Source organism: Streptomyces sp. BF23-19 (genome assembly GCF_041106355.1).
Lineage (GTDB): Bacteria > Actinomycetota > Actinomycetes > Streptomycetales > Streptomycetaceae > Streptomyces > Streptomyces virginiae_A.
Genome location: NZ_JBGBPT010000060.1, coordinates 1 through 26,271, shown reverse-complemented (window position 1 = coordinate 26,271; position 26,271 = coordinate 1). Strand labels below are relative to the sequence as shown.

Annotated in this window: 29 protein-coding genes; 8 read left to right on the top strand and 21 right to left on the bottom strand. The window is 72.0% G+C overall.

Annotation, left to right across the window (positions count from 1 at the left end):
- Nucleotides 1-75: 75 nt before the first annotated feature.
- The 4 genes from AB8A24_RS28995 to AB8A24_RS28980 form a co-directional block, all read right to left on the bottom strand.
- Complete coding sequence (locus AB8A24_RS28995; RefSeq protein ID WP_328962724.1) at nt 76-525, bottom strand: hypothetical protein; 450 nt, start codon at nt 523-525, stop codon at nt 76-78.
- Nucleotides 526-529: 4 nt separating this feature from the next.
- Nucleotides 530-1,291 carry a putative protein N(5)-glutamine methyltransferase gene (locus AB8A24_RS28990; protein ID WP_328962723.1) on the bottom strand — a complete coding sequence of 254 codons (762 nt, stop codon included), beginning with the start codon at nt 1,289-1,291 and terminating at the stop codon, nt 530-532.
- Between the two features lie 36 nt (nt 1,292-1,327).
- The gene (locus tag AB8A24_RS28985) at nt 1,328-2,572 is read right to left on the bottom strand and encodes a GNAT family N-acetyltransferase (RefSeq protein ID WP_369478017.1); all 1,245 of its coding nucleotides are present in this window, start codon (nt 2,570-2,572) and stop codon (nt 1,328-1,330) included.
- A gap of 61 nt (nt 2,573-2,633) precedes the next feature.
- A complete protein-coding gene (locus AB8A24_RS28980; protein WP_328962721.1) occupies nt 2,634-3,209 on the bottom strand; it encodes an AmfC protein in 576 nt (191 codons plus the stop codon).
- Nucleotides 3,210-3,345: 136 nt separating this feature from the next.
- On the opposite strand from AB8A24_RS28980, the gene dtd reads away from it, so the two are divergent.
- Nucleotides 3,346-3,771: a D-aminoacyl-tRNA deacylase gene (gene dtd, locus AB8A24_RS28975; RefSeq protein WP_369478016.1), complete on the top strand. Its 426-nt coding sequence runs from the start codon at nt 3,346-3,348 to the stop codon at nt 3,769-3,771.
- On the opposite strand, the gene AB8A24_RS28970 is transcribed toward dtd, so the two are convergent.
- From AB8A24_RS28970 to AB8A24_RS28910, 13 genes are all read right to left on the bottom strand, one after another.
- Nucleotides 3,772-4,746, bottom strand: a complete 975-nt coding sequence (locus AB8A24_RS28970) for a folate-binding protein (RefSeq protein ID WP_328962720.1) — start codon at nt 4,744-4,746, stop codon at nt 3,772-3,774.
- A 21-nt stretch (nt 4,747-4,767) separates the two neighbouring features.
- The gene (locus tag AB8A24_RS28965; RefSeq protein ID WP_266483812.1) at nt 4,768-5,223 is read right to left on the bottom strand and encodes a Fur family transcriptional regulator; all 456 of its coding nucleotides are present in this window, start codon (nt 5,221-5,223) and stop codon (nt 4,768-4,770) included.
- A gap of 105 nt (nt 5,224-5,328) precedes the next feature.
- On the bottom strand, nt 5,329-5,901 hold the full coding sequence (locus AB8A24_RS28960; RefSeq protein WP_030659031.1) for an FABP family protein: 573 nt from the start codon (nt 5,899-5,901) through the stop codon (nt 5,329-5,331).
- Nucleotides 5,902-6,181: 280 nt separating this feature from the next.
- Entirely contained in the window at nt 6,182-7,243 is a 1,062-nt protein-coding gene (locus tag AB8A24_RS28955) for a hypothetical protein (protein ID WP_369478015.1), read from the bottom strand.
- Nucleotides 7,240-8,091, bottom strand: a complete 852-nt coding sequence (locus AB8A24_RS28950; RefSeq protein ID WP_369478014.1) for a hypothetical protein — start codon at nt 8,089-8,091, stop codon at nt 7,240-7,242. Before AB8A24_RS28950 ends, AB8A24_RS28955 begins: the two co-directional genes overlap by 4 nt.
- Nucleotides 8,088-8,795, bottom strand: coding sequence for a hypothetical protein (locus tag AB8A24_RS28945; RefSeq protein ID WP_369478013.1), 708 nt, complete (start codon nt 8,793-8,795; stop codon nt 8,088-8,090). Before AB8A24_RS28945 ends, AB8A24_RS28950 begins: the two co-directional genes overlap by 4 nt.
- Nucleotides 8,796-8,992: 197 nt before the next feature.
- Complete coding sequence (locus AB8A24_RS28940; protein ID WP_033225902.1) at nt 8,993-9,256, bottom strand: DUF3099 domain-containing protein; 264 nt, start codon at nt 9,254-9,256, stop codon at nt 8,993-8,995.
- A gap of 145 nt (nt 9,257-9,401) precedes the next feature.
- Nucleotides 9,402-9,692 carry a DUF1416 domain-containing protein gene (locus AB8A24_RS28935; RefSeq protein ID WP_030011783.1) on the bottom strand — a complete coding sequence of 97 codons (291 nt, stop codon included), beginning with the start codon at nt 9,690-9,692 and terminating at the stop codon, nt 9,402-9,404.
- Between the two features lie 63 nt (nt 9,693-9,755).
- Entirely contained in the window at nt 9,756-10,601 is an 846-nt protein-coding gene (locus AB8A24_RS28930) for a sulfurtransferase (RefSeq protein ID WP_328962716.1), read from the bottom strand.
- 176 nt (nt 10,602-10,777) lie between these two features.
- On the bottom strand, nt 10,778-10,861 hold the full coding sequence (locus AB8A24_RS28925) for a putative leader peptide (RefSeq protein WP_350206375.1): 84 nt from the start codon (nt 10,859-10,861) through the stop codon (nt 10,778-10,780).
- Between the two features lie 161 nt (nt 10,862-11,022).
- The gene (locus AB8A24_RS28920) at nt 11,023-11,739 is read right to left on the bottom strand and encodes a DUF2993 domain-containing protein (RefSeq protein WP_266383691.1); all 717 of its coding nucleotides are present in this window, start codon (nt 11,737-11,739) and stop codon (nt 11,023-11,025) included.
- Between the two features lie 63 nt (nt 11,740-11,802).
- On the bottom strand, nt 11,803-13,401 hold the full coding sequence (locus AB8A24_RS28915; protein ID WP_369478012.1) for a hypothetical protein: 1,599 nt from the start codon (nt 13,399-13,401) through the stop codon (nt 11,803-11,805).
- Between the two features lie 10 nt (nt 13,402-13,411).
- Nucleotides 13,412-13,666 carry a MoaD/ThiS family protein gene (locus AB8A24_RS28910; protein WP_030387258.1) on the bottom strand — a complete coding sequence of 85 codons (255 nt, stop codon included), beginning with the start codon at nt 13,664-13,666 and terminating at the stop codon, nt 13,412-13,414.
- 459 nt (nt 13,667-14,125) lie between these two features.
- Between AB8A24_RS28910 and AB8A24_RS28905 the strand changes: the two genes are divergently transcribed.
- Together AB8A24_RS28905 and AB8A24_RS28900 are read left to right on the top strand one after the other, a co-directional pair.
- Complete coding sequence (locus AB8A24_RS28905; RefSeq protein ID WP_369478011.1) at nt 14,126-14,941, top strand: response regulator transcription factor; 816 nt, start codon at nt 14,126-14,128, stop codon at nt 14,939-14,941.
- A 24-nt stretch (nt 14,942-14,965) separates the two neighbouring features.
- Complete coding sequence (locus AB8A24_RS28900; RefSeq protein ID WP_030728501.1) at nt 14,966-15,988, top strand: LacI family DNA-binding transcriptional regulator; 1,023 nt, start codon at nt 14,966-14,968, stop codon at nt 15,986-15,988.
- 7 nt (nt 15,989-15,995) lie between these two features.
- Here AB8A24_RS28900 and AB8A24_RS28895 read toward each other — a convergent pair whose 3' ends face one another.
- A complete protein-coding gene (locus tag AB8A24_RS28895) occupies nt 15,996-17,069 on the bottom strand; it encodes a MerR family transcriptional regulator (RefSeq protein ID WP_369478010.1) in 1,074 nt (357 codons plus the stop codon).
- Between the two features lie 141 nt (nt 17,070-17,210).
- Here AB8A24_RS28895 and AB8A24_RS28890 point away from each other — a divergent pair, with 141 nt between their 5' ends.
- From AB8A24_RS28890 to AB8A24_RS28880, 3 genes are all read left to right on the top strand, one after another.
- Complete coding sequence (locus AB8A24_RS28890; protein WP_369478009.1) at nt 17,211-18,503, top strand: S1C family serine protease; 1,293 nt, start codon at nt 17,211-17,213, stop codon at nt 18,501-18,503.
- A 75-nt stretch (nt 18,504-18,578) separates the two neighbouring features.
- On the top strand, nt 18,579-19,310 hold the full coding sequence (locus AB8A24_RS28885; RefSeq protein WP_328962711.1) for a response regulator transcription factor: 732 nt from the start codon (nt 18,579-18,581) through the stop codon (nt 19,308-19,310).
- Entirely contained in the window at nt 19,307-20,740 is a 1,434-nt protein-coding gene (locus AB8A24_RS28880; protein WP_369478008.1) for a sensor histidine kinase, read from the top strand. Before AB8A24_RS28885 ends, AB8A24_RS28880 begins: the two co-directional genes overlap by 4 nt.
- Here AB8A24_RS28880 and AB8A24_RS28875 read toward each other — a convergent pair.
- Together AB8A24_RS28875 and AB8A24_RS28870 are read right to left on the bottom strand one after the other, a co-directional pair.
- Nucleotides 20,720-21,580 (bottom strand): phosphatidylinositol-specific phospholipase C, encoded by an 861-nt coding sequence (locus tag AB8A24_RS28875; RefSeq protein ID WP_369478027.1) that lies wholly within the window; start codon nt 21,578-21,580, stop codon nt 20,720-20,722. The two genes, AB8A24_RS28880 and AB8A24_RS28875, sit on opposite strands and share 21 nt — an antisense overlap.
- A 141-nt stretch (nt 21,581-21,721) precedes the next feature.
- Nucleotides 21,722-22,291, bottom strand: a complete 570-nt coding sequence (locus tag AB8A24_RS28870; protein ID WP_328962709.1) for a TetR/AcrR family transcriptional regulator — start codon at nt 22,289-22,291, stop codon at nt 21,722-21,724.
- Between the two features lie 126 nt (nt 22,292-22,417).
- Here AB8A24_RS28870 and AB8A24_RS28865 point away from each other — a divergent pair, with 126 nt between their 5' ends.
- Nucleotides 22,418-23,206, top strand: coding sequence for an alpha/beta fold hydrolase (locus tag AB8A24_RS28865; RefSeq protein WP_369478007.1), 789 nt, complete (start codon nt 22,418-22,420; stop codon nt 23,204-23,206).
- Nucleotides 23,207-23,313: 107 nt separating this feature from the next.
- On the opposite strand, the gene AB8A24_RS28860 is transcribed toward AB8A24_RS28865, so the two are convergent.
- A complete protein-coding gene (locus AB8A24_RS28860) occupies nt 23,314-25,131 on the bottom strand; it encodes a bifunctional UDP-sugar hydrolase/5'-nucleotidase (RefSeq protein WP_369478006.1) in 1,818 nt (605 codons plus the stop codon).
- A 168-nt stretch (nt 25,132-25,299) separates the two neighbouring features.
- Here AB8A24_RS28860 and mshD point away from each other — a divergent pair, with 168 nt between their 5' ends.
- Nucleotides 25,300-26,226 (top strand): mycothiol synthase, encoded by a 927-nt coding sequence (mshD, locus tag AB8A24_RS28855; RefSeq protein ID WP_328962706.1) that lies wholly within the window; start codon nt 25,300-25,302, stop codon nt 26,224-26,226.
- Nucleotides 26,227-26,271: the final 45 nt, after the last annotated feature.

The following is a 26,271-nucleotide window of genomic DNA, read 5'->3' as shown; positions in this document are numbered from 1 at the left end:
AGCGACCTGCTTGCAACAGCTCCCACCTGGCTCACCCCGTCACCCCGTCGCCCCGCTGCTCGGGCGGGAGCAGTCCTAGGGGGTGGCCGCGAGCCGTACCTCCGGCAGGTAGTGGCCGGTCGGGGATCCTGCCCGCGGCAGGGTCACACCGGGGTGCGGGCCGGGCCCGAGGGCCTCCAGCACCTCGGCCGCCGGGTACCCGAACAGGTCGACGCCGCGCAGGACCACCGGGACGGCGGACGGCCCGGTCGGCTCCGCCTCGTACCGGCCGAGGTGGACGGCCGCGAGACCGTGCCGGTCGTGGCCGGTGCGGCCGAGGCGGTCCGGGCAGTCCCCGTAGGCCAGCAGCTCCAGGCCCTCGTAGCGGGCGGTGAAGGCCCAGCCCGTCCCGCAGACCCACGTCCCCCGCACGTCCGCCAAGGTCGCGACGGCCCACCGGGCCTCCCGCTCGGAGCTGCCGAACCGCAGGACGTCGGCGCCCCGCGGCAGGGCCAGACCCGTGCCCGGCAGCACCTCGAACGCCACGTCGTCAGGCCGTTCCGATGACCACCGTCGCGTACAGCTCCTCCGAGGTCACCGCCCGGACCGCGAGGCCCGCCGAGGTCAGGGCCGAGGCCGTCGACGGGGATTGGCGGGCGCTCGTCTCGATCAGCAGGTGACCGCCCGGGGCCAGCCAGGGCAACGCGCCCGCCGCCACCCGGCGGTGGATGTCCAGGCCGTCGGCCCCGCCGTCCAGCGAGACCAGCGGCTCGTGGTCGCGCGCCTCCGACGGCATGAGGACGATCTCCTCCGTCGGCACGTACGGGGCGTTGACCACCAGCACGTCCACGCGGCCGCGCAGCGAGGACGGGAGCGCCGCGTACAGGTCGCCCTCCCACACCCGGCCGCCGTACGGGGCCACGTTGCGCCGCGCGTACACCAGCGCCGCCGGGTCGATGTCGGCCGCGTGCAGCTCGGCGCCGCCCGGCAGTTGCGCGGCCACCGCCGCGCCCAGGGCGCCGACCCCGCAGCACAGGTCCAGCACCACCGCGCCGGGGCGGGCCAGGGCCACCGCCTCCCGCACCAGGAACTCGGTGCGCCGGCGCGGTACGAAGGCGCCCGCGCCGACCTCCATGCGCAGTCCGCAGAACTCCGCCCAGCCGACGACGTGTTCCAACGGCTCGCCGCCCACCCGGCGGGCCAGCAGCTCCGCCAGGTGGTCCGCGTCCGTGGCGGCCCCGGTCAGGAGCTCCGCCTCCTCCTCCGCGAAGACGCAGCCCGCCGCGCGCAGGGATTCCACAAGTGATGTCAAGAGTTCGGTCCTCGGTTCTCGTTCATCAGCACGCGGTCAGAAGATGTCCGGGCACCACGGACGGCGCGCGGTACGGAACATGGCGTCGGCCAGCGCGGCCGCCCCCGGCCGTTCCTCCGTCACCCGTCCCAGCGCGGCCAGTCGCACCGCGGACGCGTCGCCCAGGTACAGGGAGCCCAGCGCGGCCACGTCCAGCCGCAGGTCCGCCGCCTCCTCGGTCCGCTCGCACACACCGGTGCCCGCGTCCAGCCGGTAGCGGCCGGCCGCCGGCCCCGTCCCGTCCGTGACCTCCAGGACGAGCACCCCGGGCACCTCGTACGTCCGCGCGCCCAGCGCCCGTACGACGTCCAGCACCCGCACCCACAGGAAGTCCGCGCTGGAGACGACACGGGCCGAGCGCGGATCGGGCAGCAGGTCCGGGACGAGGGAGTCGGGGGCCCGATAGCCGGTGCGGACCTTCAGCACCCAGTCGATCGAGCACAGGAACTGCCACAGCGCCCGCTCCGCCTGCGGGCTGACCGCCAGCAGGTCCCTGACCTGCACGGTGCTCTGCGGAACCTTCGCGTCCGTCCAGTGGTCGTCGGCGCTGTAGACGGCGAGACCGGCCACCTCGCCCTCCGCCGTCCGGTACACGGCGTAGAACTTGTCCTGGAAGGGCCGGTACGACCACGCCTCCAGGCCGGTCGCCGTGCTCCACCAGCGCTCGTCCCGGTTCACGGCCCCGGTCGTGCGTGCCCGCAGCCGCTCGTGCAGCTCGGGCCCCACCCGCCTCAGCTCCTCGACGTCCACCAGCTCGATCCGCCCGCCGTCCACCGGCGCCGACAGCCTCCGGTCCAGCCCGGTGCGCGCGACATCGATCTCCCACTCCACGAGGGAGGTGGCCGGCCCGAACCCGTACCGCCCGTAGATCGGGTACTCGGCGGCGACCAGTGTCATCAGCGCGTCGCCGCGCGCCTCGGCCGCGGCGAACTCGGCGGCCATCAACCGGGTCAGCAGGCCCTGGCGGCGGTGGGTGGGCAGCACGCCCACGTTGGAGATCGCGGTGGCGCGGACGGCCGCCCCGCCGGGCACGGTCAACTCCTGCGGGAAGGAGCGCAGGGTCGCCACGCAGCGACCGCTGTCGGGGTCGAACGCCCCGTGCGTCCGTGAGAAGTCGGTGTACTTGGCGCGCAGGGCTATGTCGGCCTCGGTCACCCGGGATGTGGTCAGGAAACCGGTGTGCACGGTGCGCACCCAGTCGGGGAGTTCGGATTCGGCGATCGGCCGGACGTCAGCACTCATAACCGCCCACGCTAATCCCCCGACCGCCGCCGGTCGCCCGAATATTTCCCGGGGACAGCCCCTACGCCAGCAGGTCGTCCACCTGCGCCTCGCCCTCCCGGTACCGCCGGGTGATCTCGGCGCTGCAGTCGTCCACCGTGCGCTGGAGCTGCTGTCGGCGCCGCGAGACCTGCTGCTCGTAGCGCACCAGCCGCCCCATCCCGTCGTGCAGTTCGTCGTCCGTACGGGCGCCCAGGTCCGAGAGCTCCACGTCGGACAGCATCTCCGCGGCCAACACCCGGTACTCCTCGCTGTGCGGGGTGCCGAGCGTGACGTGCCGGGCCGAGGCGCTGCGGCTGGAGGGGGCGTCGGCAAGGATCACCGAGAGCCGGTCCACCACCGGCGCCTCGGGGTCCGTCCGCCGGGCCAGCTCGGCCCGCAGGATGTCGATGCGGCCCTGGAGCAGTCTGCGTACGTAGCTCAGATCGGCCTCGTCGCGCTGCGCGTCACGGCGCAGCGCACGCAGTTCCGGCAGTCCGAGCGCGGTGGTCGGGGTCGGCGACCCCTGCGTCTCGGCCGTGCGCTGCGCGGGCGGTCGTACCGCGGCAGCCGCGACGGAAGCGGGTGACGCAGGTACGGAGGTACCAGAAGTATTCATACGAACGGGTCCGTCCCCTCGACCGGTGCGGCGCACCCGCACCGCCTGCGTGCATCGTGCCACTCCCCGTGGCCCCCACGCAGTCCCACTCCACCCGATCGGCCCCGGACGGGTGCAAGCCTGGTACACAGGTGGTATGCGAGCAGTGGTGCAGAGGGTGGACGGCGCGAGCGTCGTCGTGGGCGGCGAGACCGTGGGCGAGATCGTCGGCGAGGGGCTGTGCGTGCTGGTGGGGGTGACGCACGACGACACCCCGGAGAAGGCGGAGCTGCTGGCACGCAAACTGTGGTCCGTACGGATCCTGGAGGGCGAGAAGTCCTGCAGCGACAACGGCGCACCGCTGCTGGTGATCTCCCAGTTCACGCTCTACGGCGACGCGCGCAAGGGTCGCCGGCCCACCTGGAACGCGGCGGCGCCCGGCCCGGTGGCCGAGCCGCTGGTCGACGAGGTCGTGGCGCGGCTGCGCGCGCTGGGTGCGACGGTGGCGACGGGCCGGTTCGGCGCGGACATGCGGGTCTCGCTGACCAACCACGGCCCGTTCACCGTCGTCATCGACATCTAGTCAGGGCGCTACGACGACCTCCTGCGCCGCGGCCGTGTTCCCGACCAGCAGCGGCGCGTCGACCGGCACGTTCCGCTTGACCAGCGCGAGGGCGATCGGGCCCAGCTCGTGGTGGCGGACGGCCGTGGTCACGAAGCCCAGCTGACGGCCCTCCTCCCCGTCCGAGGCGAGCCGCACCGGGGCGCCGTGCGCCGGGAGCAGCACCTCCGAGCCGTCCAGGTGCAGGAAGACCAGGCGGCGCGGGGGCTTCCCCAGGTTGTGGACACGGGCGACCGTCTCCTGGCCGCGGTAGCAGCCCTTCTGCAGGTGCACGGCGGTGCCGATCCAGCCCAGCTCGTGCGGAATGGTGCGGTGATCGGTCTCCAGGCCGAGCCGCGGCCGGTGCGCCTCGACGCGCAGGGCCTCGTACGCGAGCAGGCCCGCGGCCGGGCCGTGCGCGGCGGCGAAGGACTCCAGCTCGGCGCGGGGCAGGAAGAGATCCCGGCCGTACGCGGTCTCCCGGACGACGTGCTCCTTGTCCCGGGGGACCTCGGCGATGGAGCCGGCCGGGAGGTGCACGACCGCGAACTCCTCGGTGCGGTCGGCGACTTCGACACGGTAGAAGAACTTCATGGACTCCAGGTAGGCGATCAGCTCGCCCTGGGTGCCCGGTTCCACGTGCGCCCACGTGGTCTCGCCGTCGTCGACGAGGTAGAGCGCGTGCTCGATGTGCCCGTTGGCGGAGAGGATCAACGCCTCGGTGGCCTGCCCGGCCGGCAGCTCGGTGAGGTGCTGCGTGAGCAGCAGGTGCAGCCAGCTCAGGCGCTCCGGCCCGCTGACGGTGACGACTCCGCGGTGCGAGAGGTCGACGAAGCCGCGCCCCTCCGCGAGGGCGCGCTGTTCGCCGTACAGCTCGCCGTAGTGGGCGGCGACGCCCTCGTCACGGCCTTCGGCCGGTACGGCGCCGGGGAGATGGAGCAAGGGGCTGCTGGTCATGGGACCAAGCGTACGACCCTGCTACGACTGCGCGGCACGCTGCTTCGCAGCGCACTTGCGGCACAGGCCGAAGATCGCGAAGTGCTTCATGTCGGTCTCGAAACCGAAGGTGGTACGGAGCTTCGCCGTGAACTCGGCGGCGACGTCCACGTCCGCCTCAATGACCTCGGAGCAGTCACGGCAGACCAGGTGGATGTGGTGGTGCCGGTCGGCGAGGTGGTAGGTGGGGGCCCCGTGCCCGAGGTGGGCGTGCGAGACCAGCTTGAGCTCCTCCAGGAGCTCCAGGGTGCGGTAGACGGTGGAGATGTTGACCCCGGAGGCGGTCTTGCGCACCTCGACGAGGATCTCGTCCGGGGTGGCGTGCTCCAGGGCGTCGACGGCTTCCAGCACGAGCTGGCGCTGCGGTGTCAGCCGGTATCCGCGCTGCCGCAGGTCGCTCTTCCAGTCAGAGCTTTCGGTGTCCACGCTGCTCCCCACCCGGCCAGTGTATGCGCGCGAAGGGGACCGCGGGCGGTCCCGCGATCCCCTTTCGCACAGCCTTGCGTACGTGTGTAGGCGCGTACGTGCGTACGGCCTGTGGACTCAGCGGAAGAAGGCGATGCCGTCGTCCGGCATGTCCGGGAGGTTGCGCGCCATCTCGGCGACCTCCTCGGGCGTGACGACCTTCTTCAGCTGGGCCGACATGTACGGACGCAGTTCGACGTCCGGCGTGGCCTTCTCGCCGACCCACATGAGGTCGCTCTTCACATAGCCGTAGAGCCGCTTGCCACCGCTGTACGGGCCGGAGGCCGCGGTACGGGCGACCGCGTCGGTGACCAGGTCGATCTGGGGCTTCTGGTCGGCGAGCTCGCCGTACCAGACCTCGACGACGCCCTGGTCGCGGACCATGACGATCTCGACCTTGCGGTCCTTGTCGATGCGCCAGTAGCCCGACTCGGACTCCAGCGGCCGCACCTTGTTGCCCTCGGCGTCGAGGACCCAGGTGTGGGAGGTGTACTCCAGGAAGTCCCGGCCGTCGTGGCTGAAGACGACCTCCTGGCCGAAGTTGCACTTCTCCTCACCGGGGAAGTCGAAGACTCCCGCACCCTCCCAGTTGCCGAGGAGGAAGGCGAGGGGGACGAGGCCCGGGTTCAGGTCGGACGGGATCTGGATCATGAATGGCTGCTCAGGCGATCTGTGGGAGGGGTTCCGGGGCGGTCTGCTGAGCGGATGCTCAGCGCTGACCCTGGTACAGCTTCTTGACGGCCAGGCCGGTGAAGGCCATGACGCCGACGCAGACCAGGACCAGCAGGGAGGTGAAGACTGCCTCAAGCACGGGGTGCTCCTCGGAATTCGTTCGGGGGTACGGGCCGGTCCCCAAGCGTACTGGGCCGGGGCCGGGCGCACCGTGTGAGGTGGCCCGAAGCCCCGGTCCGGCCCGGGACCGGCCCGGCGGTCAGCTGAGCAGCTGGCTCTGCAGGATCACGGTCTGGTGGAACGGAACGGGGGCCACCTCGCCCTTTCGGGTCTGGACGACCATGCCGAGGACGTCACCCGTCCGGAGGCACCCGATCTTGCTCTGCTCCTCGCCGAGGAGGGGCTTCAGCTCCTGGTACACGCTGAGCTCGGTGCCATCGAAGTTGGCCGCCCCCGGGAAGTCCAGCATGGTGCTGTTCATCTGGGAGTTCTTGGCCTTGCTCCACACGTCGTCCAGGTCGAGGGCCGAGACCCCGTTCAGCCGCATGTTGCTGTCGCAGCCCTTGAACGCGTCCACGAAGCCGGACGAGTGGAAGCGCAGCAGGTACACGTGCGTACGGGTGCCGTCCGGCGTCGTCCAGCCCCGGCCGGCGATCTGCCGCAGCCCGTCCCATTCGAGGGACTGCTTCAGCTTCGGACGCTCCTCGGGCGTGTACTCCTCCAGGAAGGCGTCGACCGGCACCGTCCCGTCCTTGTCCGCCTTGACCGTGTCGTCGGCCTTGGAGCCCATGGGAGCGGGCAGCAGCAGGCCGGTGAGGGGCGCGTAGTGCGTCCCGTCCTCGTTGTCCGGGCCCTGGGGCAGCGGGGCGCCGGCGGGCAGCGCGGGCTGGGACAGCGTGGGGAACGTCCAGCGGCCGTCGTCCTCGGTGGACAGGCCGGGGATGTCGGTGCGCTCGGGCCGGGTGATCCCGTACGCGACCCCCGCGCCGACGGTGGCGAAGACGACGACGGCGGCGGTCCAGCGCAGGGCGGCGAACAGCTTGCGCCGGTCCTTGGGCGGGGCCGGTACGGCCTCGGCGGTCGCGGGGGCTTCGGTGACCGCCTCGACGGTCGCGGGGGTCGCGGGAGCCTCGGGGGCCGCGGGAGCCTCGGCGGTCGCCTCGGTCGCGGCGGTCTCCGTGGGCGTGTCGATGGGCTCCGTGACCGTGTCGGTGGGTTCCGGGGCCGTGTCGGCGGTCCCCGCGGCCGTGTCGGTGGGTTCCGGGGCGGTCGCGGGCGCGGGCTCGGGCTCGGTGGCCGCGGTGGTGGTCTGCTCGCTCACGCGGACTCTCCGGGGGACTTGATGTGGTCGAGTTGCTGCTTGAACAGGCTCGCGGCGTCCTTCACCACGAATCCCTCGCTGCCGTACATCCGGAAACTCACCATGAGGTCGCCCTCGACGGCCAGGCAGTCGAGGGACTGGAGCTTCTCCTTCTTGTCCTTGTCCTTCTCGACGACGACGGAGTTCACCGAGCACTTGGCCTGCGGGTGACCGTCCACCTTCGGCGCCTCGCCGTCGGAACCGGAGAGCTCGATCAGCTTCCCGGCGAACTCGCCGAACTTGGTGAGCTGCTGCGGGTCGGCCTGCACGAGCTGGATCTCGGCGACGACACCGCCGCCGACGCCGTCCTTGCGCGAGTAGCTGCGCCCGGCCAGGCCCTTGAGCTTCAGGTCGGCGAGCACCTTGTCGCGCTCGCCGCGCCGGCTGCTGGACAGGCCCTTGCGGGTGTCCTTGAAGGTCTCCAGTGCCCGGTCGCCCGAGATGAAGTAGTAGTTGCCCTCTTTGTCGATGTCGGGGCCGGCCCAGTAGTCCTTCGGCATCGGCAGCAGCTTGCCCGTGAGCGCGTTCGGGGGCACGGACGGCACCGGGGCCTGCGTGCCGCTGGTCGTGTGGTCCTCGGCCAGCCAGTACCGCGTCGGCGAGGTCCGGTCGGCGCCGGCGAGCGCGGCCGCCGCTCCGAGGCCGCCGCCGACGAGGACGACGACGCCCACCCCGGCCGCCACCAGCGTGACCACCTTGCGGTTCACCTTGCGCCGGGGCGCGGTGGCGGCCGTCGGCTCGGCCCAGGGTCCCGCGCCGGCGGCGTCGGTCACGTTCTGCTGCTCGCTCACGTTCTGCTGCTCGCTCACAGCCGCTCCATCTGTCGCTTGGCCAGGTCGGCCAGGGCGTTCTCGTCGACCTCGCCGCGGTTGTTCACGTACTGGACGGTCACCACGATGTCGCCGCGGCGGACGACGGCACGGCCACCGCGGAGCGGCTCGTAGCCCGGCTTCTCCTGCGCCTTCGAGTCGACCCACATGTGGCCGAACTCGTCGGGGACCCCCGGCACCTCCTTGCCCGCGTTGCCCGCGTACTCCTTGGTGGGCATGTAGTGCTCGATGCCCAGCTGGAAGTCCTCGGCCTCGTTGCGGTCGTGGAACTGGATCAGGTTGATCTCGATGAAGTTCCGGTCGGACTCGGCCCATTCCACGGAGGCGACGCTCCGGGTCCGGTCAGTGATGAGGGTGCCGAGCCCCCCGGAGACCTCCTCGTAGTAGTCCGCGGCGAACATGTCCAGAGGAAGGACGCCCGAGAACTCGCTCTTCGCTCCGCTCGGGACGTCCAGCAGCTTCTTGGCCAGCTCCTCGTCCGCCTTGTGCCAGCGGTTGGCGTTGATCGAGCGCCGGGTCGTCGCGTCGTTCATCGCCTGCGGCTTCGGCCCGTCCATCGTCTGCTGGGCCAGCGGCGGCAGCGGTGTCGGCTCGCGGTCGTACTGGACCGCGTAGCCGGTGATCGTTCCGGCGAGGACGCCGAGCGCGGCCGCGCCCGCGATCAGGAGAGCCGTGCGCCCCACCCGGCGGCGCGGGACCGAAGTGTCCGACTCCGGTGCACTCTCCCCCTCTTTCCGCTGCTCCGGGATGGTCTGTTCGTGTTCCAAAAGGGTCCCCCACAGGACTGGTGGCGCGAGCTGGTTACCCGCGCGTACCCCATGACCCGTAGCGGTGGGGAGCAGTTGTACGAACGTAGATCACATTCTCGTCTCGCGAGGTTTCAATCCTCGTGACGCCGCTTTCCGTCCAGTTCGTCCCACCACTCGTCGGACTTCGCGTCGCCCGAGGGGTCGTCCCACCAGCGGTCGTCCGGGCCGCGCCGGTTGGCGATCATCGCGGCGACCGGCGGGATGACCATCGCGACCACGCACATGGCCACCGCGGCCTCCACCGAGAACAGGCGCACGAAGGCCCAGGCGGAGACGAACAGGAACAGGCATCCGCCCATGAGCAGGAAGTAGACGCGTCGACGCCGGGCGTACATGCCTCCAGCGTAGATCCGGCGCCCCCGCGCGCAAGGGTGCGGGCGTGCGCGGACGGCACGAAGGGCCGCACCCCGTTCCAGTGGCGTCCAACCCCCGGGGGTGCGGCCCTTCGGCCGTTCGATCAGGCGATCACATGTGCGGTGCTCAGACCGCGATCGCCACGTCCGTCACGCCGCCGGCCTCGGCGACGACCACGGCGCGGTCGGCCTGGGCACCCGGGACGAGCGCCCGCAGGGTCCAGGAGCCGGTGGCGGCGTAGAAGCGGAACTGACCGGTCGCCGAGGTCGGGACCTCCGCGGTGAACTCGCCGGTCGAGTCCAGCAGGCGGACGTAGCCGGACACCGGCTCGCCGTCCTTGGTGATCTGGCCCTGGATGGCGGTCTCACCGGGCTTCAGCGTCGCGAGGTCGGGCCCGCCGATCTGTGCTCCACACATGTTCTCTGTCCTGTCCTGAGAGAAGTCGTACCTACGAGGGCGTCGCGTGCCCGCTGGTCTGGATTACTTGTTGGGGCCGAGCTCGATCGGCACGCCGACCAGCGAGCCGTACTCGGTCCACGAACCGTCGTAGTTCTTGACGTTCTCCTGGCCCAGGAGCTCGTGCAGCACGAACCACGTGAGCGCGGAGCGCTCACCGATGCGGCAGTAGGCGATGGTGTCCTTCGCCAGATCGACCTGCTCCGCCTGGTACAGGGCGGTCAGCTCGTCGTCCGACTTGAAGGTGCCGTCGTCGTTGGCGTTCTTCGACCACGGGATGTTGCGGGCGCTCGGCACGTGGCCGGGGCGCTGCGACTGCTCCTGCGGGAGGTGCGCCGGGGCGAGCAGCTTGCCGGAGAACTCGTCGGGCGAACGCACGTCGACCAGGTTCAGGGAGCCGATCGCGGCCACGACGTCGTCGCGGAAGGCGCGGATGGAGGTGTCCTGGGCCTTGGCCTTGTACGCGGTGGCCGGGCGGTTCGGGACGTCCTTGCCGTCAACCAGGTCGCGGGAGTCGAGCTCCCACTTCTTGCGGCCGCCGTCGAGGAGCTTCACGTCCTGGTGGCCGTAGAGCTTGAAGTACCAGTAGGCGTAGGACGCGAACCAGTTGTTGTTGCCGCCGTAGAGGACGACGGTGTCGTCGTTGGAGATGCCCTTGGCGGAGAGGAGCTTCTCGAAGCCCTCCTGGTCCACGAAGTCGCGGCGGACCGGGTCCTGGAGGTCGGTCTTCCAGTCGATCCGGACCGCGTTGGTGATGTGGTTCTTGTCGTACGCGGACGTGTCCTCGTCGACCTCGACGATCACGACATCGGCGTCGTTCAGGTGGGCCTCGACCCAGTCGGCGTCTACGAGGACGTCGCTGCGGCTCATGGTGTTCTCCTCCGGGGCAGTGTGCGGCGGGGCTGTGCGGGTGACGCGTACTGCGTGCCTGCGGGTGCGCTCGAGGTCCTGAGCGGGGAGGCGTCAGGGGTTCAGGAGGCTGGTGCGGTCACGCGGGAAGGGCCGTAGGGCCGTCGTCCGGTCGATGGAGCGGATGCGCTCACAGGTCACATGGATCGACAGAGCATGGCGGCGACGCGACACAGGTCTACTGCCCGTCGCTTCGTGAGGTCCGCCTGCTGATGCTTCATAGCCATGGATCGTAGGGACGAATCGGCCGCCCTGTCACCGGCGTGTCATATAGCGAGACAGGATCGTCCGAATATTGGGATATGAGGCCCCCGGGCGGCCGCCGCGCCACCCCAGGGACCTGCCGCACGGCCCGTCCTTCTGCGGATCGGACCGCCCCGTCTCACGATCCGGCCACCACCACGTTCGTGCCGCCCAGTGTGAGGTGCACACCGGCTTCGTCCGAGGTCAGGGACGAGAGCTGGAGTCCGGCCGGCATACCGCTGCCGAGATTGCGGTCGAAGTCGGTCCTCTTGCGGATCTCCTTCTCGACCACCGCAACACCCCCGCCGGGCACCTCGTCGGCACGCACGCGGACGGTCTTGCCGCCCTTTCCGCCCGGCGCGTCCTCCAGGGTGACGGTCGACACCACGCTGTGCGTCAGGGTCTTGCCGAAGACGTTCACGGTCGCGGTGACCTTCACCTTGCCCGGCGCCCCGCCGTAGGAGAGGGTCGCACCGGTCTGCGAGGCCGCCGTCAGGTCGGCGTACGTGATCAGCGCCGTGCCCTCGGCCCGGTCGGCGGTGCCGCCGCTGTAGTCACCGTTCAGCTTCACGCCGCGGAAGCTCGCGTCCAGCTCCGAGAGCCGCGTCTTGCGGTCCTCGGCGGTGATCTCGACGCCCCGCAGCTTCAGGTCGACCCGATCGAGATCGCGGCTGAGGACCTGGGTCAGGAAGGGGAAGCCGTGGACCTCCACCTCCGAGGAACCGGCCAGGCCCTGCCGCGCCTGTATTCGGTCGGCCAGCCGGTTCTCGACGTAACTCGCGGCCCAGCGGTCCACCCCCACGAACAAGGCCCCCAGAACCACTCCGATGATCACAACGACGCGCAGGAAACGCACGTTCCCTCCCCCTACTAGTCGGTACGTGCGTTCTAGTTGACCATGCCCGCCGTCAGGCAGGGATCAGCCCACCACCCGGCCGATCAGGTACACGGCGGGGGCGGCCGCCGCGAGCGGCAGGGCCACACCGGCCGTCATGTGCACGAACTTCGACGGGTAGTCGTACGCCGCCACGCGCAGGCCGACCAGCGCGCACGCCCCGGCGACGAGGCCGATCAGCGCCCCGCCCGTACCGACCGAGGTCAGCCCGCCGACCGCGATGCCGGCGCCGGCGGCCGCGGCCAGCGAGACACCGACCGAGGGGGCGGTGGGCAGCGGCAGCGCCCGGGCGAAGACGGCGACCGCGACGGCCGCGGCGCCGACCGTGGCGGCGGCGGAGTCGGCCGCGAGGTAGCCGGCGCAGATGATGGCGAGGGCGGCCGAGGCCACCGAGGCCATCAGCCCGTACATCCGCTCGTCGGGATCGGCGTGGCTGCGCAACTGCAGGACGAGCGTGAGCAGCACCCAGGCGCCCAGGGTCCCGACGATCGCGCCGGGCCCGTACGAGGGGTCGACGGCGAGCACGGCCACGTCGGCGGCGAGGGCTCCGGCGAAGGCGAGGGCGATGCCCTGACGGGCGGGCCACATCCCGTTGAGGCGGAACCAGCCGGCCGCAGTGAGGCCCTGCAGGGCGATCAGCGGCAGGAGCAGGGCGTACTGCCCGAGGGCGGCGGCCACGGCGAGCAGCAGCCCGAGGACGGCGGTCAGTATCGCGGACTGCGGGCCGGGGTCGATGATCGGCGACCGGCCCTCGGCGCGCGCCTGGGCGGGGTCGACGGCGCGCAGGGTGTTGCCGGCGAGGGTGGGCGGGGACCAGGAGGTGATCTCCAGCGGCTCGCCCGGGGCCTCGGCCGGAGCCTTGCCCGGGGCCTCGCCCGCGGTGGCGGCGGCCGGCTGCGGCGGGAGGTAGGCGGTCCGCTCGGCGGCGGACACGTCGGCCACCGGCGGCAGGTACGCGGTCTCCTCGACCGCCGGCGGCTGCTGGTGCTGCGGCTGGGGTTGGTGCTGCTGGTCGTGCTCGGGGCCGGGGTACGGCGGCAGGTAGGCCGTCTCGGCGCCCTGCGGCCAGTCCTGGACCGGAGCCGGGGCCTGGGCCTGGACCTCGTCGCGGAACCAGCCCTCCGGAGCCACCGGCTGCTGCTGGGGCTGCTGCGGCTGGTGCTGCTGCTCGGGGCCCGGGTACGGCGGCAGGTAGGCCGTCTCGGCGCCCTGCGGCCAGTCCTGCACGGGAGCCGGTGCGGGAGCCGGGGCCTGGACCTCGTCGCGGTACCAGCTCTCCGGAGCCGCCGGCTGCTGGTACGGGCCCGGGGTCGGTGCCGGGGCGGGTGCGTAGCCACCGGCGGCGGAGGCGGAGCCGTCCGGCCAGGGGCCCGGGGCGGCCGGTGTCACGGGGGCCGCCGGAGCCTCGTCGCGGAACCAGCCCTCGGGCGCCGCCGGCTGCCCGGGCACCGCGCCCAGCGGCGGATGCACCGGCTGGTAGCTGGTGTCCCAGGTGTCGGACTGCCAGGTCTGGGTCCCGTACGGGTCCTCCTGCTGTTCCTGCTGCTGGTGCTGGTGCTGCTGGTGCTGCTGCTGGTGCTGCTGCGCGTACTGCCGGCGCTGCTGTTCCTCAGGCGTACTCATCGGCTCCCGCTCACCCGCCCGCGAACGGCGGGAGCACCTCGACGGTGCCCCCCTCGGTCAGCGGGACGGAATCATGCGGGCGCTTGCCCACAGGCTCGTCGTTCACGAGGAAGGAGCAGCGCAGCAGGACCCGGGTCAGCTCCCCGGGGTGGCGCTCCCGCACGGCGTCGAGCGCCTCGGCGAGTGTGCCCGCCGAGTACGGCTCCTCCGCCGTCTTGGCCGCGGCCTTGGCCGCCGCCCAGTAGCGGATGGTTCCGGTTGCCACTGCAGCTCCTATCGTCGGCTCTCTACCGTCGGCCTCCATGATGGCCCCTCCCGCGGCCGACCCCGGCGTGCCCCGACGCGCCGGGTGTGCGCCCGGTGGCCCCCAGGTACCGCTCGGCGGGCCCCCGATCCGGTGAATCCTGGGCTTACGCAGGGCCGGAGCGTGGCATGAACCACAGAAGTGGAAGCGGAAGAGGCCTCGGCCACGCATCGACGGGTGGGCTATTCTGCTTGGCGAGAGGATCCGGGCAACGTTGCCCCCGGGTCCTTTTGTGCTTTCAGCACGTTGAACGAACCGAGAACAGTGGTATCCATGCGGACCCCAGGGCGCGGGGGCCGCGGGACGCCGGGCAAGACGTACGAAGCAGTACCGCGCATGTCCTCGACGGGACCGAGGAGGAACCGACGTGATGGACCAGCGAACCGTGCACCACCGTCCGACCCGGGCAGGTGGTCGGTCGTGAGCTCACTCCTGCTGCTCACCAACGCCCTGCAGCCGTCCACCGAGGTGCTGCCCGCCCTCGGCCTGCTGCTGCACAGCGTCCGGGTCGCCCCGGCCGAGGGCCCCGCCCTGGTGGACACCCCGGGAGCCGATGTCATCCTCGTGGACGGCCGCCGCGACCTGCCGCAGGTGCGGTCGCTGTGCCAGCTCCTGCGCTCCACCGGACCCGGCTGTCCGCTGATCCTGGTCGTCACCGAGGGCGGCCTGGCGGCCGTCACCGCCGACTGGGGCATCGACGACGTCCTGCTGGACACCGCGGGCCCGGCCGAGGTCGAGGCGCGGCTGCGGCTGGCCACCGGCCGCCAGCAGCTGGGCTCGGACGACTCCCCGATGGAGATCCGCAACGGCGACCTGTCGGTGGACGAGGCCACGTACTCCGCCAAGCTCAAGGGGCGCGTCCTGGACCTCACCTTCAAGGAGTTCGAGCTGCTCAAGTACCTCGCCCAGCACCCGGGCCGGGTCTTCACCCGCGCCCAGCTGCTGCAGGAGGTCTGGGGCTACGACTACTTCGGCGGCACCCGGACCGTCGACGTGCACGTACGACGGCTGCGCGCCAAGCTCGGCCCCGAGCACGAGTCCCTGATCGGCACGGTCCGCAACGTCGGCTACCGCTTCGTCACGCCGGAGAAGGTCGAGCGGGCGGCGGCGGAAGCCGCTGCCCAGGCGGCCGCCAAGGCAGCGGCCCAGACCGCCGCGCAGACGGCTCCGGCCGTCACCCGATCGGCCGAGGACGCTGTGAGCATCCACTCGGCCGGACGCCCTGCCCAGAGGTAGGTCACCCCGCGTAGACTGCCGCGCGTGGCCAAGGTGACGCGGGATGACGTTGCACGACTTGCGGGTACGTCTACCGCCGTCGTGAGCTACGTCATCAACAACGGACCCCGGCCGGTTGCCCCGGCCACGCGCGAGCGTGTCCTCGCCGCGATCAAGGACCTGGGCTACCGCCCGGACCGGGTCGCCCAGGCGATGGCCTCGCGGCGCACCGACCTCATAGGCATGATCGTCCCGGACGCCCGGCAGCCCTTCTTCGCGGAGATGGCGCACGCGGTCGAACAGGCCGCGGCCGAGCGCGGGAAGATGGTGCTGGTCGGCAACTCCGACTACCGGGACGAGCGCGAGGTCCACTACCTGCGCGCCTTCCTCGGCATGCGGGTCTCGGGCCTGATCCTCGTCAGCCAGGGCATGAGCGAGCGCGCGGCGTCGGAGATCGAGGCCTGGGACGCCCGGATCGTGCTGCTGCACGAGCGTCCGGAGGCGATCGACGACGTCGCCGTCGTCACCGACGACATCGGCGGCGCCCAGCTCGCCACCCGCCACCTGCTGGAGCACGGGCACGAGTACGTGGCCTGCATCGGCGGCGTCGAGAACACCCCGTCCGTCGGCGACCCGGTGGCCGACCACGTCGAGGGCTGGCGGCGGGCCATGCAGGAGGCCGGCCGCTCGGTGGAGGGCCGGCTCATCGAGGCCCCGTACAACCGCTACGACGCCTACACGGTCGCCCTGGAGGTCCTGGCGCGGCCCGATCGGCCGACGGCCATCTTCTGCGCCACGGACGACCAGGCCATCGGTGTGCTGCGCGCCGCGCGCGAGCTGCGCATCGACGTGCCCGGGGAACTGGCCGTCGCGGGCTTCGACGACGTCAAGGAAGCCGCCCTCACCGACCCGCCGCTGACCACGATCGCCTCGGACCGCCCGGCGATGGCCCGCGCGGCCGTGGACCTGGTCCTGGACGACGGCCTGCGCGTGGCCGGCTCCCGACGGGAACGGCTGAAGCAGTTCCCGTCGGCGCTGGTGATCCGCCGCTCCTGCGGCTGCCGCTGAGCTCAGGTCACGCGTCGAGCGTGCACGGCATCAGCAGGGAGTAGGCGTCCTCGGTGTCGGGGCGCAGGAGCACCAGCGGGGCCTTGGGGCCCACGTACTCCAGCAGCATGTCGTCGTCCCCGACGGCGAGCGCGTCGAGAAGGAAGACGGGGTTGACCCCGACCAGGTCCCCGGCGACGGCGGAGCCGTGGCCGGACCCGATGCCGGACGCGCCGGTTTCGTCGGCCTCGTCGGCGACGGTCACGGTATCGGTCAGGACGAGGGCGCACCTTTCGCCGTCCTGCCCGCCGAGGGCCTTGCGCAGGGCCGGCACGTCCAGCGGGATGCGGCGGCCCTCGGGGAGCCTGGTCAGACGGCGGTAGTCGGGGAACTCTTCGCCCAGGACCTGCCCGGCGACCCGGCGGCCCTGCGTCTCCAGCTCGATCCCGTCCCCGTCCACGGTGAGCAGGGCCGGGCTGTCGTCGGTCAGCAGGGCCCGCATGGCGTCCACGAGCGGGGCGGGCACGGTGAGCTGGATCCGCTCGCCGCCGTGGCCGGTGGTCGAGGCGCGGGCCACGGCCATCCGGTAGCGGTCGGTGGCCACGACGTGCAGGTCCGTCTCCTCCACGTCGAAGAGGATCCCGCCGAGCACCGGCAGCTCGGGGTCGGTCCCGACGGCGAAGCGTACGCAGTCCAGTGCGGCCGCGAACTCCCCGGCGGGCACGGTCAGCCGGGTGGTGCGGGTGGTGGTGGTCATGGTGCTCTCCTTGTGTCCGAGTCGCGCGCGTACCGCGGAGAGCGCGCCGCGCGCATCGGCCAGCTCGCGTTCGAGCCGTCGCAGGTGCCCGTCCAGCAGCCGGGGCACCAGGCCGGTGTCCCCGCCGGACCAGGCCGCCAGCACCAGCCGGATGTCCGCGAGCGGCATCCCCGCCTGCCGGAGCCGGGCCAGCAGCCGGGCCTCGTCGAGCTGTTCGGGCGCGTACCAGCGGTATCCGGTCGCCGGATCCACCCGGGCGGGCGGCAGGACGCCCGCCCGGTCGTAGAAGCGCAGCGCGCTCACGCCCAGCCCGCTGTCGCGGCCCATCTCGCCAATGCTGTGCATCTCGCTCTCCACACCCGTGACTCTGGGACCTCCACCAGGTCGAGGGTCAAGGCCGGTTCTCATGTCGCTCGTACCCGGTTCTGTCGGGCTTCTCAGGCCTGACTCAGGAAGCTCTCATGATCGGCGGTCAGAGTCTGTGTCATGACCGACAGCTTCCGCCGCGAAGGCGAGTACCCGCAGGAGAACAGCCCGGCCCAGCACGCGCCGTTCGGCGCGTACCCCGCGGCCGGCGCAGAGGCGGCGGCCTACCCGCCGCCGCCCTCGTACCCGCCGGCCGCACCCGGTTGGCACGAGGCGCACCAGCCGCAGCCGCCGGTCATCCGGGGCGAGACGGTCCCGGCGGGCGCGGGCGGCACCGGCGAAGGCGGCGGGTACGGCGGCACCGGTGAAGGCGGCGGGTACGGCGGCACCGGCGAAGGCGGCGGGTACGGCACCGGCGAAGGCGGCGGGTACGAGGGCGGCGGCCCTCACGGTCCCGCCCACGCCGCCGCCCCCGCGCCCCGTGCCAAGCGGCCCGTCGCCCTGCTGGCCGCCGTGGCGCTCGCCGCGGCCCTGGTCGGCGGCGGCACGGCGGCCGCGGTCGAGCAGCTGATGGACCGGCAGGCCGGCACCACCGGCGGGGTCGACGGCACCACCGTCTCGCAGTCCAGCTCCGGCACCGTCGCCGGAGTCGCCGAGCAGGTCAGCCCCTCGGTCGTGCGCATCGACGTCCGTACCGGCTCCGGCCAGGGCACCGGCTCCGGCATCGTCCTCACCGCCGACGGCGAGATCGTCACCAACAACCACGTGGTGAACGGCGCCGCCGAGGTCCAGGTGACGATGAGCGACGGCAAGAAGTACCCCGCCAAGATCGTGGGCACCGACCCCGCCAAGGACCTGGCGCTGATCAAGCTCCAGGGCGCCTCCGGGCTGAAGCCCGCCACGCTCGGCGACTCCGGCGGCGTCAAGGTCGGCGACCAGGTCGTCGCCATCGGCTCCCCCGACGGCCTCACCGGCACCGTCACCAGCGGCATCGTCTCCGCGCTGAACCGCGAGGTGAAGGTGCCGAAGTCGGAGCAGCAGTCCCCGCAGGGCCGACAGCAGGGCGAGGACAGCTGGCCGTTCTCCTTCGGCGGCCGCCAGTTCAACGGGAACACCGGCTCCGACACCACCTCGTACAAGGCCCTCCAGACGGACGCCTCCCTCAACCCGGGCAACTCCGGCGGCGCCCTCGTCGACATGAACGGCCGCATCGTGGGCATGCCCTCCGCGATCTACTCCCCCGCCTCCGGCAACTCGGCCGCCGGCAGCGTCGGCCTCGGCTTCGCCATCCCGGTCGACACGATCAAGGCCGACCTGGACTCCCTGCGCAAGGGCGGCCCCGGCGGCGCGGGCTCCTCCGACACGGACTCCGGCTCCGGCTCCGCCGCGGACGGCTTCGGCACCAGCTTCTGACCCACCCGTGCGAGGCTGGAGGCGCCGTCCCGTGCCGCACTCCACGGCCGACCACCACCTCCGGGAGACCCATCCATGAACCCCGCCGAAGGCGAAGCGCGGATCCTCGTCGTCGACGACGAACCGGCCGTACGCGAGGCCCTGCGCCGCAGTCTCGCCTTCGAGGGGTACGCCGTGCAGACGGCCGTCGACGGGCTCGACGCCCTCGACCGGGCGGCCTCGTACGCCCCCGACCTGATCGTCCTGGACATCCAGATGCCCCGGATGGACGGGCTGACGGCCGCCCGCCGGCTGCGGGGCTCCGGCAGCGTGACACCGATCCTGATGCTCACCGCCCGCGACACCGTCGGCGACCGCGTCACCGGCCTCGACGCGGGCGCCGACGACTACCTCGTCAAGCCGTTCGAACTCGACGAGCTCTTCGCCCGGGTCCGCGCCCTGCTGCGCCGCAGCTCCTACACCGCCCCGCAGGCCGCCGGCGGGGGCCACGAGGACGCCCTGACCTTCGCCGACCTGCGCATGGACCTCGCGACCCGGGAGGTCACCCGGGCCGGGCGGCCGGTGGAGCTGACCCGGACCGAGTTCACCCTGCTGGAGATGTTCCTCGCGCACCCCCGCCAGGTCCTGACCCGCGAGCAGATCCTCAAGACCGTCTGGGGCTTCGACTTCGAACCCAGCTCCAACTCCCTGGACGTGTACGTGATGTACCTGCGCCGCAAGACCGAGGCCGGCGGCGAGCCGCGCCTCGTCCACACCGTGCGCGGGGTCGGCTACGCCCTGCGCGCCGGCGAGAGCGGGCCGGAGTGAGCCCGACGGCCAGATTCCGCGCACTCCCGCTGCGCTCCCGCCTCGCCCTGCTGGTCACGGTGGCGGTGGCGCTCGCGGTCGCGGGCGTGGCGGCGGTGTCCTGGGTGATGGTCCGCACCCAGCTGAGCGAACAGCTGGACAGCTCGCTGCGCGCCACCGACGCCGCGGCCCAGGCCAACCAGGTCTACGCCAAGCTGCGCTGCGTCCCCGGCCCGCCCCTGCCGGACCAGGCGGCCAACAACCTCAGCGCCCAGGTGCAGATCGTGCTGCAGGACGGCGGCCACTGCTGGGTCGACGGCAACAACACCCTGAAGGTCACCGCGATCGACCTGGAGGTCGCCCAGCGGCGCCGGGGCCCCGTGCTCTACGACGCGACCACCTCCAACGGCATCCCCGTCCGCGTGTACACGCAGCCCGCCCTCGTGGGCAGTCAGCCCGCCGCGCTGTCCGTGGCCAAGCCGCTCGCCGACATCGACAAGCCCCTGTCCACCCTGGCCTGGGTACTGCTCCTGGTCTGCGGCATCGGGGTCGTCGGCGCGGGCGCCGCCGGCCTGTGGGTGGCCCGTACGGGACTGCAGCCGGTCGACGAACTGACCGACGCCGTCGAGCACATCGCCCGGACCGAGGACCTGACCGTACGGATCCCCGACGAGGGGGACGACGAGATCGCCCGCCTGTCGCGGTCCTTCAACTCGATGACGGCGGCCCTCGCCTCCTCCCAGGAGCGGCAGGCCCAACTGATCGCGGACGCCGGCCACGAGCTGCGCACCCCGCTGACCTCGTTGCGCACCAACATCGAGCTGCTCGCCCGCAGCGAGGAGACCGGCCGGGCCATCCCGCCCGACGACCGGCGGGAGCTGTTGGCCTCGGTCAAGGCGCAGATGACGGAGCTGGCCTCGCTGATCGGCGACCTGCAGGAGCTGTCCCGGCCGGACGCGGCCTCCCCCGGCCCGCTCGGGGTGGTCGCCCTGCACGAGATCGCCGGGGCGGCGCTGTCCCGGGCCCGGCTGCGCGGTCCGGAGCTCCGCTTCGACTCGGACCTGCGGCCCTGGTACGTCCGGGGCGAGGCGGCGGCGCTGGAGCGTGCGATCGTCAACGTCCTGGACAACGCGGTGAAGTTCAGTCCGCCGGGCGGCACCGTCGAGGTGTCGCTGCGGGCGGGCCGGCTGACCGTACGGGACCACGGTCCGGGCATCCCGGCCGAGGACCTGCCGCACGTCTTCGAGCGGTTCTGGCGGTCCCCGTCGGCCCGCGCCCTGCCCGGCAGCGGGCTGGGCCTGTCGATCGTGGCCCGTACGGCGGCGCGTGCGGGCGGCAGCGCCGAGCTGCGGGCGGCGGCCGACGGGGGCCCGGGCACGGAGGCGGTGCTCCGCATCCCGGGGGCGCCGACGCCGCCGCCGTCCGATCCGTCAGTTGTGCCGGATCAGTGAGGTGACCAGGCCGGAGCGGGTGTTCGGGAAGTCCATCGGGACGACGCCGAGGCCGGTCCGGCCGGCCATCTCCCCGCCGTCGACGAAGCCGTGGACCTGCGGGTTCAGGCGGTCGGAGTTCCAGCGCGGCGGCATGTAGGCGGAGGTGCTGACGTAGTTCACGAAGAGCTTGCCGGGCTGCTGGACGGCCTTGCGGAAGTGGTTCTCGATCCGGCCGCGCTTGGCGAAGGGCTCCGTGTTGTAGTCGTCCTGGATGTCGAAGACGTTGCCGTCGCCGTAGCGCAGGCCGGGCAGGCCGCCGTTGTCGGCGAGCAGGACGATCTTGCCGCGGGCCTGTCCGAGGGTGGGCAGGGAGTCGGCGATCCGGAACAGGGGCCGCCAGCCGCGGTTGTCCAGGTAGTCGTCGAAGACGGCGCGGAAGGTGGCGTCGCTCTCCCCGGAGTACTCCTGCTTGACGCGCATCAGGACGGTCTCGGAGGGGTGCGCGGCGAGGAAGTTCCAGCAGGCGACCATGACGTCCCCGAACATCAGGTCCTGGAAGAAGGACCCGTGGTGGATGGCGAAGGAGCCGCCGGTGACCCGGCAGCGGACGTCGAGGAAGCGGATCCCGGAGTCGAGCTGCTGGGCGATCGAGGTGTTCTGGCAGGCGACGTAGAGGCCGCCCTTGGTGGCGCCGGAGTCGTGGGTGCCGGGGATGGTCATGCGCTGGAGGGCGGTGGAGTCGCCGAGGCCGGCCATCCAGTCCTGGGTGCCGAGCGTCGCGGCCGAGGCGGGTGCGGCCGCCAGTCCGAGGGCCGCGCCCGCGGCCAGCGCTCCGACCAGGAAGGCCCGCCGGTCCATGCCCGTGCCCGTGCCTGTGCCCGTGCCCACGCTTGTGCCGATGCCGATGCCCATGCCGATGCCCATGCCCGCCCCTTCGCCGACCCGGTGATGGCCGGATTATGGCGTGCACACGTCAGCTTTACTACCTGTCGGTAGGGGTCAGCTTTCGAGCAACTCGACCATGGACCGCAGCCCCTGGAGCAGCTCGCGACCGTCGGGCGCCTGCTCCGGATCGGTCAGGGTCTGCACCATCACCCCGCTGAGCAGCGCGATGTGCATCGACCCGAGAGCCCGTACGTCCGCCTCGGACACCTCCTCCTGGGGCACCCCGCGCAGGGCCGCCGCCACCATCCGGCGGTTGCGCCGCTGCCCCTCGGCGAGGATCGCGAGCAACTCGGGCGAGGACTGCGCGTGGACGAAGGCCTCGACGGACGCCAGCCAGAGCCAGCGCGTCTCACCGAAGTCGCGGATCTTGCGGTCCCAGGTGTCGGCGTAACGTTCCCCGGCGGTCTCCCCCTCACCGGTGAGCCGGCCGGACCCCGCGGCCCACTCCTCCATGGCGGCGAACAGCGCCTGGTTGAGGAGGGCCTCCCGGGACCCGAAGTGATAGCCGATCGCGGCCATGCTCACCCCCGAGGCCGTGGCGATGTCGCGCACGGTCGTGCGCAGGTAGCCCTTCTCCTCCAGGCAGTGCCGGGCTCCGGCCAGCAGGTCCTCGCGATTTCCCATGCGGGGATCGTAGCCGCCACCTCTTTTGGGCAAGCGCCCTACACATGTGTATTGCGCGTGCGCCCAAATCCTGGCAGGCTTCAGGAATCGGCAGATCAGAAGATCGACGAAACGGGGAGAACCACCATGCAGCGCCACGAGATGAAGATCGACGACCGCACCCTGTCCTACGTGGACTCCGGCGGCTCGGGCCGCCCGCTCCTCGCCCTGCACGGCGGCCTGTCCGAGGGCCTCGCCTTCGCCGGACTCGCCGCGCACCTCGGCGACGCCTGGCGGGTCATCGCCCCCGACCAGCGCGGCCACGGCAGCTCCGATCGGGCCCCGCACCACCGCCGCGAGGGCTACGTCTGCGACGCCGTCGCCCTCCTCGACCACCTCGGCCTGGACGCCCCCGTGGCCCTCCTCGGCTACTCCCTCGGCGGCCTCAACGCCTACCACCTCGCCGCCGCCCACCCCGACCGGATCTCCGCACTCATCGACATCGACGCCACCGTCGAGATCCGGCCCACCACCGAGGGCCCCCTCTTCGACTTCCTGCGCGGCATGCGATACACCGCCGCCACCCGCGAGGAACTCCTCGAAGCCGCCGGGCCGGTGGGGGCCCAGTTCGTCGAGCAGGCCCTGCGCCCGCTCCCCTCCGGCGAGGGCTGGCGGCTGCCGTTCCACCCTCAGGACATGCTCGACTCCATCGAGGCCTGCCGGGGCGACCACTGGGACGCCTGGCTCGCGAGCACCTGCCCGGCCCTACTGATCCACGCGACCCACAGCCAGGCCCTGCGCCAGGACATCGCCGACGCGATGGTCGCGCGCCGCCCCAAGACCTCGTACACCCCCCTGAACGGCGACCACTTCGTGCCCTTCACCGACCCCCAGGGCGTCGACGACGCCGTCGGGACGTTCCTCGCGACCCTGTGAGGCGGCCGCCCCGCCACGGGGGTGCGGGGCGAACGCCGGAGGGGGCGGCGGGCCGGTCGGCCCACCGCCCCCTCCGGGCGTGCTGTACGCGCGTGCTACTTCGGGTGTTACTTGATGACGGTGATCCGGTTCGCCGCCGGCGGGGCGATCGGGGCCGCCGCCGAGGAGTTCTTCGTCAGGTAGGCGTTGAAGCAGTCCAGGTCGGACGCGCCCACGAGCTTGTTCTTGTGCTCCTTCAGGACGGTGAATCCGTCACCGCCGCCCGCGAGGAACTCGTTCATCGCGACCCGGTAGGTCTTCGCGGACTCGAGCGGCACGCCGTTCAGCTTCACCGAGTCCACGACGATGCGGTCCGCGCCCGCCTTGGTCATGTCCAGGGTGTAGGTGAAGCCCTTCGACACCTGCAGGATCTTCGGGTTGGGCCCGTTGACCGGACCGCTGACCTGCTGCTGGAGCGCGGTGATCAGCTGCGCGCCGGTCAGGTCCACGATGTTCATCATGTTGGTGAACGGCTGGACCGTGAAGGACTCGCCGTACGTCACGACACCGTCGCCCTCGTCACCCGAGGCCTTGTAGGCGAGGTCCGAGCGGATACCGCCCGGGTTCATGACGGCCAGCTGCGCGCCGCCCTTGTCCGCCGGGGCGAGCGCTTCGAGCTGCGCGTCGGCGATCAGGTCGCCGAGCGGCTTCTCGGGCGCCTCGGAACCGCGGCCGGGGATGTCGGCCGAGATGAAGCCCTGCGGACGGTTGGCGATCGGGGCCGCCAGCGCCTTCCAACGGTCGATCAGCTCGGTCATGTCCGGGGCCTTCGGCTGCTCCCGGCCCACGACCTTGTTCACCGGCTTCGGCGAGGTGACCGGCGTACGGACGATGTCCTTGGTCTGCCGGTCGTAGGTGAGGGTGGTGTCGGTGAACAGGCGGCCGATGGAGGCGGCCGACGTCACCGTACGCGGGTTGCCCGCCGGGTCGGGGATGTTGCAGGCGTAGGCCTGGTGCGTGTGACCGGTGACCAGCGCGTCGACCTTGGAGTCCACGTTCTTGGCGATGTCCACGATCGCGCCCGAGATGCCGGCGCCGGCGCCCGGGACGTCACAGTCGTAGTTGTACGCGCCGTTGGCGGGCAGGCCGCCCTCGTGGATCAGCGCCACGATCGACTTCACGCCCTGCTTGTTCAGCTCGGCGGCGTACTTGTTGATCGTCTCGACCTCGTCGCCGAACTTGAGGCCCTTGACCCCCTCGGCGGTCACGACGTCCGGAGTGCCCTCCAGGGTGACGCCGATGAAGCCGATCTTCACGTCCCCCTTCTTCCAGATGAAGGTGGGCGACATCAGCGGACGCTTGGTCTTCTCGTCCGTGACGTTGGCCGCGAGGTACTGGAATTCGGCGCCGGTGAAGTCCTTGCCGTACTCGAAGCAGCCCTCGACCGGGTGGCAGCCGCCGTAACCCATGCGGCGCAGCTCGGTCTTGCCCTCGTCGAACTCGTGGTTGCCGACGCTGGAGACGTCCAGGCCGATCTTGTTCAGCGCCTCGATGCTCGGCTCGTCGTGGAAGAGCCCGGACAGCATCGGGCTGCCGCCGATCATGTCACCGGCCGCGGCCGTGACGGAGTACTCGTGGCCCTTGCGGGCCTCGCGCAGGCTGGTCGCCAGGTACTCGACACCACCCGCGGGTATGGCTTTGGTGGTGCCGTCGGCCTGACGCTCGGTCACGGTGCCGGAGGAGCCCTGCGGGGGCTCCAGGGTGCCGTGGAAGTCGTTGAACGACAGCATCTGCACGTCGACGGTCCGGCTCTTGGCCGCACCGCCACCACTCGCGGCACCGGCCGGAAGTGCGGCCGCGACCATCGCCCCGGCCCCGGCCGTGACGGCGAGAGCGGCGAGGGTCAACCGGCGGGTTCGGCGGTGCCGTTGTGGCGTCGCTGGCATTTAATCCCCTTATGTGACAGCGGTAAGACTTGGGAGGTCCGCCGAAGCCTAAGGTCAACGCGCGTAGCTCTACCAGGGGGTAGCGGTATCGCGTTGGTTACGCGCAGAAGAAGCACCGACCACGCGCCCGCACTCCACCCCTCCCCACGGCGGTCGTACGCTCGTGTCATGACTGACGCAGCAGCGGCCCTGGAGCCGGGACGGCAGATTCAGACCCTCGACGAGCTGACGGAGGAACAGGCGAGCGCCGTACTCGACCTCATCGAGGACGCCGCACGTACGGACGGCACCACCGCCGTGTCCGAACAGGGCCGGCTCCAGCTGCGCGGGGGGCCGCGCGAGGGAATCCGGCACTTCCTGCTCACCGAGGGCGGCCGGCTCTCCGCCTACGGGCAGCTGGAGGACACCGACCCGGTGGAGGCCCCGGCCGCCGAACTCGTCGTGCACCCGGCCCTGCGCGGGCGCGGCCACGGGCGGGCCATGGGTACCGCCCTGCTGGCCGCCTCCGGCAAGCGCCTGCGGGTCTGGGCGCACGGCGGCAAGTCCGCCGCCCGGCACCTCGCGCAGGTGCTCGGCCTGACCCTCTTCCGCGAGCTGCGCCAGCTGCGCCGGCCGCTGGCCGACGGGGCCCCGCTGCCGGAGCCGGTGCTCCCGCCCGGGGTGACCGTACGGACCTTCGTGCCCGGCGCCGACGACGCGGCCTGGCTCACGGCGAACGCGGCCGCCTTCGCCCATCACCCCGAGCAGGGCTCGCTGACGCAGCGCGACCTGGACGACCGGATCGCGCAGCCGTGGTTCGACCCCAAGGGCTTCTTCCTCGCGGAACGCGACGGCGAGCTCGTCGGCTTCCACTGGACGAAGGTCCACGCGGCCGAGCAGCTCGGCGAGGTCTACGTGGTCGGCGTCCGCCCCGGCGCCCAGGGCGGCGGCCTCGGCAAGGCCCTCACCGCGATCGGCCTGCGCCACCTGGCGGCCCAGGGCCTGCCGACGGCCATGCTCTACGTGGACGCCGACAACCCGGCGGCCCTGGCGGTGTACGAGGGCCTCGGCTTCACCACCCACGAGGTGGACCTGATGTACCGCACGGAAAGCTGACCCCCTCCCGGCCCCGCCACGTCCAGCCTCGCCGGCGTTTGAGGC

What these genes read in the sequence shown, in the direction of transcription:
- AB8A24_RS28930 (WP_328962716.1), bottom strand. Translation starts at nt 10,601, where the DNA reads ATGAGCCGCAGCGACGTCCTCGTAGACGCCGACTGGGTCGAGGCCCAC.
- AB8A24_RS28940 (WP_033225902.1), bottom strand. Translation starts at nt 9,256, where the DNA reads ATGTACGCCCGGCGTCGACGCGTCTACTTCCTGCTCATGGGCGGATGC.
- AB8A24_RS28885 (WP_328962711.1), top strand. Translation starts at nt 18,579, where the DNA reads ATGAACCCCGCCGAAGGCGAAGCGCGGATCCTCGTCGTCGACGACGAA.
- AB8A24_RS28890 (WP_369478009.1), top strand. Translation starts at nt 17,211, where the DNA reads ATGACCGACAGCTTCCGCCGCGAAGGCGAGTACCCGCAGGAGAACAGC.
- dtd (WP_369478016.1), top strand. Translation starts at nt 3,346, where the DNA reads ATGCGAGCAGTGGTGCAGAGGGTGGACGGCGCGAGCGTCGTCGTGGGC.
- AB8A24_RS28960 (WP_030659031.1), bottom strand. Translation starts at nt 5,901, where the DNA reads ATGATCCAGATCCCGTCCGACCTGAACCCGGGCCTCGTCCCCCTCGCC.
- AB8A24_RS28935 (WP_030011783.1), bottom strand. Translation starts at nt 9,692, where the DNA reads ATGTGTGGAGCACAGATCGGCGGGCCCGACCTCGCGACGCTGAAGCCC.
- AB8A24_RS28970 (WP_328962720.1), bottom strand. Translation starts at nt 4,746, where the DNA reads ATGACCAGCAGCCCCTTGCTCCATCTCCCCGGCGCCGTACCGGCCGAA.
- mshD (WP_328962706.1), top strand. Translation starts at nt 25,300, where the DNA reads ATGACTGACGCAGCAGCGGCCCTGGAGCCGGGACGGCAGATTCAGACC.
- AB8A24_RS28870 (WP_328962709.1), bottom strand. Translation starts at nt 22,291, where the DNA reads ATGGGAAATCGCGAGGACCTGCTGGCCGGAGCCCGGCACTGCCTGGAG.
- AB8A24_RS28925 (WP_350206375.1), bottom strand. Translation starts at nt 10,861, where the DNA reads ATGAAGCATCAGCAGGCGGACCTCACGAAGCGACGGGCAGTAGACCTG.
- AB8A24_RS28875 (WP_369478027.1), bottom strand. Translation starts at nt 21,580, where the DNA reads ATGGACCGGCGGGCCTTCCTGGTCGGAGCGCTGGCCGCGGGCGCGGCC.
- AB8A24_RS28915 (WP_369478012.1), bottom strand. Translation starts at nt 13,401, where the DNA reads ATGAGTACGCCTGAGGAACAGCAGCGCCGGCAGTACGCGCAGCAGCAC.
- AB8A24_RS28980 (WP_328962721.1), bottom strand. Translation starts at nt 3,209, where the DNA reads ATGAATACTTCTGGTACCTCCGTACCTGCGTCACCCGCTTCCGTCGCG.
- AB8A24_RS28860 (WP_369478006.1), bottom strand. Translation starts at nt 25,131, where the DNA reads ATGCCAGCGACGCCACAACGGCACCGCCGAACCCGCCGGTTGACCCTC.
- AB8A24_RS28895 (WP_369478010.1), bottom strand. Translation starts at nt 17,069, where the DNA reads ATGCACAGCATTGGCGAGATGGGCCGCGACAGCGGGCTGGGCGTGAGC.
- AB8A24_RS28985 (WP_369478017.1), bottom strand. Translation starts at nt 2,572, where the DNA reads ATGAGTGCTGACGTCCGGCCGATCGCCGAATCCGAACTCCCCGACTGG.
- AB8A24_RS28865 (WP_369478007.1), top strand. Translation starts at nt 22,418, where the DNA reads ATGCAGCGCCACGAGATGAAGATCGACGACCGCACCCTGTCCTACGTG.